The sequence below is a fragment of the Baekduia sp. genome, assembly GCF_035318805.1.
Classification (GTDB): Bacteria; Actinomycetota; Thermoleophilia; order Solirubrobacterales; family Solirubrobacteraceae; genus Baekduia.
This window is the reverse complement of record NZ_DATHDY010000119.1, coordinates 1-5,103: the sequence shown is the minus strand read 5'-3', so window position 1 is coordinate 5,103 and position 5,103 is coordinate 1. Positions and strand designations below refer to the sequence as shown.

At 71.9% G+C, this 5,103-nt stretch carries 7 protein-coding genes; 3 read left to right on the top strand and 4 right to left on the bottom strand.

What is annotated here, in order from left to right; translation table 11 throughout:
• From VK501_RS24235 to rpmH, 4 genes are all read right to left on the bottom strand, one after another.
• A partial coding sequence (locus VK501_RS24235) for a YidC/Oxa1 family membrane protein insertase (protein ID WP_324342099.1) occupies nt 1-351 on the bottom strand: 351 nt, incomplete at its 3' end.
• Between the two features lie 3 nt (nt 352-354).
• The gene (gene yidD, locus VK501_RS24230; protein ID WP_324342097.1) at nt 355-627 is read right to left on the bottom strand and encodes a membrane protein insertion efficiency factor YidD; all 273 of its coding nucleotides are present in this window, start codon (nt 625-627) and stop codon (nt 355-357) included.
• Entirely contained in the window at nt 624-1,034 is a 411-nt protein-coding gene (gene rnpA / locus VK501_RS24225; RefSeq protein ID WP_324342095.1) for a ribonuclease P protein component, read from the bottom strand. Before rnpA ends, yidD begins: the two co-directional genes overlap by 4 nt.
• Before the next feature lie 20 nt (nt 1,035-1,054).
• Complete coding sequence (gene rpmH, locus VK501_RS24220) at nt 1,055-1,189, bottom strand: 50S ribosomal protein L34 (RefSeq protein WP_324342093.1); 135 nt, start codon at nt 1,187-1,189, stop codon at nt 1,055-1,057.
• Nucleotides 1,190-1,498: 309 nt separating this feature from the next.
• Between rpmH and dnaA the strand changes: the two genes are divergently transcribed.
• The 3 genes from dnaA to recF all read left to right on the top strand — a co-directional run.
• A complete protein-coding gene (gene dnaA / locus VK501_RS24215; RefSeq protein ID WP_324342091.1) occupies nt 1,499-2,929 on the top strand; it encodes a chromosomal replication initiator protein DnaA in 1,431 nt (476 codons plus the stop codon).
• 124 nt (nt 2,930-3,053) lie between these two features.
• Nucleotides 3,054-4,181, top strand: a complete 1,128-nt coding sequence (gene dnaN, locus VK501_RS24210) for a DNA polymerase III subunit beta (RefSeq protein WP_324342089.1) — start codon at nt 3,054-3,056, stop codon at nt 4,179-4,181.
• A gap of 24 nt (nt 4,182-4,205) precedes the next feature.
• Nucleotides 4,206-5,103, top strand: an 898-nt coding sequence (recF, locus tag VK501_RS24205; protein ID WP_324342087.1) for a DNA replication/repair protein RecF, incomplete at its 3' end; no start/stop codon positions are given.

Here is a 5,103-nt window from a genome sequence, read left to right as displayed (position 1 = left end):
CAGCATGTAGAAGAGCGACAGGAAGACCGGCAGCTGCGCCACCAGGGGCAGGCACGAGGCAAACGGGTTGACCTTGTGCTCCTGGTAGAACTTCATCGTCTCCTGCTGGAGACGCTGCTTGTCGTCCTTGTACTTCTCCTGTAGGACCTTCAGGTGCGGCGCGATGCGCTGCAGCGCCTGCATCGAGCGGAACTGCTTGACCGCCAGCGGCAGCAGCGCCGCCCGGACGACGATCGTCAGCAGGATGATCGACAGGCCCCAGCTCGAGCCGATGGTGTCGTGGAAGAACTTGAGGATCGACTCGAAGAAGTCGACCAGCGGTTGCAGGATGTTCGCGGTGATGGGGACCATGGCTCAGGCGTGCGGAGGCCGGACGTGGGAGGACGGCGGACGGAAGAGCGTTTGGGCTTCGACAGGGTCGTAGCCGCCGTGGCTCCAGGGGTTGCAGCGCAGCAGCCGCCAGCCGGCAAGGATCAGGCCGCGGAGTATGCCGAACCGTCCGATGGCCTGCGCGGCGTAGGACGAGCACGTGGGCTCGTACTTGCAGCGCCGCGGGAAGAGGGGCGAGACAACGCGCTGGTAGACGACGATCGGCGCCACCGCCGCGCGGCGCGCCCAGCGGCTCACGACGGGGTTCCGGGGCGCTCGCCGACCGACCGGCCGATGAGCTCGCCCAGGGCCGCGCGCATGCCCTCGAGACCTTCGCGCTCGGCGAGCTCCTTGGCCTCGGGCCGGGCCACGACGACCACGTCGGTGTCGGACGGGAGCCGCTCGGCCTCGGTCACGAACGCCTCGCGCAGCAGGCGCTTGACCCGATTGCGGTCGACGGCGCCGCCGACCTTGCGGGAGACCGAGAGGCCCATGCGGGGACCGGCGGAGAGCTCCTGGGGAGCCGTCGACGCGGCGGTCCCGCGCGGGAACACGTACAGGACCAGATGGCGGTTCCCGATCGAACGGCCCTGGCGGTAGACGCGCTCGAACTCGGCGCTGCGGGACAGCCGGCCCTTCTTGGGCCGCTTCGGGCTGCCGCTCACGCGCGAGGGCGCGTCCACATTCAGACGGTCAGCCGCTTGCGGCCCTTGTCGCGGCGACGCTTGAGCGTCAGACGACCGGCGCGGGTGGCCATGCGGTTGCGGAAGCCGTGGGCGCGGGCGCGCTTACGACGCTTGGGCTGGTAGGTGCGCTTCATGAAAGTTCGTGCTCCGTCGGAGGTCGAAAGACCGGCGGGCCAGTCTAGCGAGCCAGGCCCGGCCACGGGTTTCCACAACGTCCTCCACAGCTGCTAACACCGATCCACACAACCAACGGACCGCGCCGCATCGCGTTTTCCGCGGCATTTGCGGCGTCCCGCGAACGGGTCTGCGGAGGCACCCCGAACGCCCGAGACCACCTGCTACGTTTCTCCGCGCCGACGCCGAGGACTCACTCCCGAGACCCGGCGCCCGGCGTCCTCTGCCATCTGCCGGACCCTGCTCCCGAGGAGCTGCACCGCCCTGCCGTGACGCCGGACCCTGCCCACATCTGGACCCGCCTGCAGGCGGAGCTTCGACGCAGGGTCCCGGACGCCACCTACGACATCTGGCTCGAGCCGCTGCGCTGGGGCGGCGTCGACGGCGACCGGGCCATCCTCCTCGCGCCCGCGGAGGTGCGCGCGTGGGTGCAGCAGCGCTTCGCCGGCGTCCTGGAGGCCGCCGCGCGCGACGCGTTCGGCGACAGCCCGCTGCGGGTCGAGGTGCGCGGCGACGACGAGCCCCGCGGCGCATCGGCCACCACCTCCGGGCGCCCCGCGAGCGCCGGCGGCCCCGCGCGCCAGCCGCGCCAGGCCGGCGCCGCCGGGACCGACACCCGCACCGACCTCTTCGGTGAAGAGGTCTCGCGCCTGAACCCGAAGTTCACCTTCGAGCAGTTCGTGATCGGCGATGCCAACCGCTTCGCCCACGCGGCGGCGCTCGCCGTCGCCGAGCTCCCGGGCCAGGCCTACAACCCGCTCTTCATCGTCGGTCCTCCCGGCGTCGGCAAGACCCACCTGCTGCACTGCGTCGGCAACTACGTGCGTGCCTACGGCGGCGGCCTGACCGTCCGGTACACGACCACCGAGCGGTTCACCAACGAGTTCCTCGCCGCCCTGCAGTCCCGCGACGTCGACGCCTTCAAGCAGCGCTACCGGCGCAACGACGTCCTGCTCATCGACGACGTGCAGTTCCTCGAGAGCAAGGTCAAGACGGAAGAGGAGTTCTTCCACACGTTCAACGCGCTGCACGAGACGGGCAGCCAGCTCGTGCTCACCTCCGACCGCCCACCGCGCGACATGGCCGCGCTCCAGGATCGCCTGCGCCAGCGCTTCGAGTCCGGCCTGCTGGTCGACATCCAGAGCCCGGATCCCGCCACCCGCCTGACCGTCCTGCGCAAGCGCGCGCACCACGACGGCATCGTCCTGGCCGGCGACGGTGTGCTCGAGCTCATCGCCGAGCGCGTCACCGACAACGTCCGCGGCCTCGAGGCGGCGCTGATCCGCGTCGTGGCCTACGCCTCGCTGACCGACGCTGCCATCGACCGCGACCTGGCCGACGAGGTCCTCACCCAGCTCTACGGCCGGGCGGCCAGGAACGCCGCCGCGGGGCCGCCCACGATCGACGTCATCCAGCAGGTCGTCGCGGAGGTCTTCGGGCTCACGCGCGAGGAGCTGGTGTCGCCCAGCCGCACGGCCCGCGTCGCCTGGCCCCGACAGGTCGCGATGTACCTCTCACGCGAGCACACGCACGAGACGCTGCCGGCGATCGGGGCGCGCTTCGGCGGCCGCGACCACTCCACCGTCCTGCACGCCTGCAAGCGTGCAGCCGACCGCATCGGAACCGATCCCGATGCGTACGACGCGGTGGCCACCATCACCGCGCGCCTGGCCGATCCCGAGCGCGGCGCGGCGGTTTGACCGACGCTGTTGACAGACTCGGTCGGCTCGTGTGCGTGAAAACCCCGCTACGTCCGGTCATCTCGGCGCCTGTCCACACATCAACAGGACTGATGACTCCTGAATCTCTCTTGAGGTCTCCATCGTGAAGCTTTCGACGTCGAGCGCTGAACTGCTCGCCCAGCTCCAATCCGTCTCCCGCGTGGCGTCCACGCGCAGCGCCGTCCAGGCGCTCTCCGGCGTGCAGCTCGCCGCCACGTCCGCCGGCGTCGAGTTGCGGGCCACCGACATGGAGATCGCGCTGCGCGTTCCCCTGACCGCCGAGGTCGCCCGGGAGGGCACGGTCGTGCTGCCCGCGCGCCTGCTCCTCGACGTGGCCCGCAGCCTGCCCAAGGGCGTCGAGCGGGTCGAGCTCGAGCTGCGGCCTGAGCAGCAGGACGTCGAGGTCGTGGCCGGCTCGGCGAAGTTCCACCTCCGCACGCTGCGCGCCGAGGACTTCCCGCCGCTGCCCGGCGTGGGTGGCTCCGATCCGGACGACACGGTCGTCGACGTCCCCGCCGCCGCGTTCGTCGCGACCATCGAGAAGGTCTCGAAGTCGGCGTCACGCGACGAGACCCGCCCGATCCTCACCGGCATCCTCGTGTCGGCCTCCGGCGCCGAGCTCCGCATGGTCGCGACCGACTCGTACCGGCTGAGCGTCAAGGAGACCGCGCTCGAGGTGCCGCTGGACGGCGGCTTCGAGGCCAACGTCCCGGCGCGCGCGCTGGACGAGCTGCGCTCGATCGTCGCCACCGTCGGCGCCGAGTCGATCCGGATCGGCGTGCGCTCCAACCAGGTGGTCTTCGAGGTCGGGGGCGCCGTGCTGTCCTCGCGCCTCATCGACGGGCAGTTCCCCAACTATCGCCAGCTGATCCCGGAGGGCTACGAGCACCAGCTGCGCATCAGCGGCGAGGAGCTCGGCGACGTCGTCAAGCGGATCAGCCTGATGGCGCAGAAGAACGCGCCGCTGCGGCTGGCGTTCTCCGAGGGCGAGCTGACGGTCTCGGCGCAGACGCCGGACGTCGGCGAGGCGTCCGAACCGCTCCCGGTGCCGTTCGCCGGCGAGCCGTTCGAGATCGGGTTCAACCCCGAGTTCCTCCGGGACGGCCTGGACAGCGTCGGGTCAGACGACCTGCTGCTGAAGCTCATCAGCCCCCTGCGGCCCGGCCTGATCGAGGGCGCCGACGAGAGCGGCTTCCTCTACCTGATCATGCCGATCCGCCTCAACGTCTAGTCCCGGCCCGCCTACCATCGGGCCATGCGCGTAGAACGGCTCCGACTGCGCGACTTCCGCACCTACGCGGCGGTGGAGGTCGCCGTCGGCCCGGGCCTCACGGTCGTGCACGGGCCCAACGGCGCCGGCAAGACCAACCTGTTGGAGGCGCTGTACTTCGGTTGCACCTCGCGCTCGTGCCGGACGGCGAACGAGCGCGAGGTCGTGCGCTTCGACGCCGCGGCCGCCCGGGTCGAGGTCGACACCCGCGACCCTGACGGCGGACACACGCTCAGCGTGGGCTTCCAGCCCGGTGAGCCCAAGCGGCTGCGGGTCGACGGCGCGCCGGTCGAGCGGCTGACCGACAGCCCCGCCCGGCCGCTGGTGAGCGTCTTCCTGCCGGACCGCCTGGAGCTCATCAAGGGCGCGCCGACCCTGCGGCGCGCGCATCTGGACCAGGTCGTCGCCGCGCTGTGGCCGTCCCGCAGCGCCACGCGTACGGCGTACTCCCGCGCGCTGGCGCAGCGCAACGCGCTGTTGACGCGGGTGCGGTCTGGCCGCGTGGGCGCGGCGGCGCTGGGCGCCTGGGACGAGGAGCTCGCCCGCTGGGGCGTGGCGCTGCGCGACGATCGCGCGACCGCGGTGGCGCGCGTCGCCGAGGGCTACCCGGCACTCGCGGCGGAGCTCGGCCTGTCGGGCGCGGCGGAGCTGCGCTACCGGCCGCGGACGCGGGCCACGAGCCCGGAGGAGCTGGCCGCCGAGCTGGCCGAGCGCCGGCAGTCGGATCTGGACCGCGGGTTCACCCAGCACGGCCCGCACCGCGACGACCTGCTGCTGGTCCGCGACGGCCGCGAGTTGAAGGCCTTCGGCTCCCAGGGCGAGCAGCGGATCGCGCTCCTGGCCCTGCTCTTGGCCGAGCGCGCGGTCCTGGCCGACGAACGCG